Source organism: Streptococcus halitosis, assembly GCF_003143695.2.
GTDB lineage: Bacteria > Bacillota > Bacilli > Lactobacillales > Streptococcaceae > Streptococcus > Streptococcus halitosis.
This window is the reverse complement of sequence record NZ_QEMY02000012.1, coordinates 1-370: the sequence shown is the minus strand read 5'-3', so window position 1 is coordinate 370 and position 370 is coordinate 1. Positions and strand designations below refer to the sequence as shown.

The 370-nt window shown below is 51.1% G+C and carries 4 tRNA genes; all 4 read left to right on the top strand.

From position 1 onward, the window contains the following. Nucleotides 1-21 precede the first annotated feature (21 nt). Nucleotides 22-95: transfer RNA gene (locus DB729_RS09370), tRNA-Pro, on the top strand. Between the two features lie 5 nt (nucleotides 96-100). Next, nucleotides 101-174 (top strand) — tRNA-Met (locus DB729_RS09365). 13 nt (nucleotides 175-187) lie between these two features. Further along, a tRNA-Ile gene (locus tag DB729_RS09360) sits at nucleotides 188-261 on the top strand. Between the two features lie 11 nt (nucleotides 262-272). Next, nucleotides 273-362, top strand: a tRNA-Ser gene (locus tag DB729_RS09355). Nucleotides 363-370: the final 8 nt, after the last annotated feature.

The window sequence follows — 370 nt, the reverse complement described above, 5'->3', positions numbered from 1 at the left end:
GGTGCATTTTTTTATTTAACGCGGGAAGTAGCTCAGCTTGGTAGAGTACTTGGTTTGGGACCAAGGTGTCGCAGGTTCGAATCCTGTCTTCCCGATTGATGGCGGTGTAGCTCAGCTGGCTAGAGCGTCCGGTTCATACCCGGGAGGTCGGGGGTTCGATCCCCTTCGCCGCTATATTGATCTTGTTGGACCTTTAGCTCAGCTGGTTAGAGCTCTCGGCTCATAACCGAGTGGTCGTAGGTTCAAGTCCTACAAGGTCCATTGTAAATAATGGAGGATTACCCAAGTCCGGCTGAAGGGAACGGTCTTGAAAACCGTCAGGCGTGTAAAAGCGTGCGTGGGTTCGAATCCCACATCCTCCTTTTATATT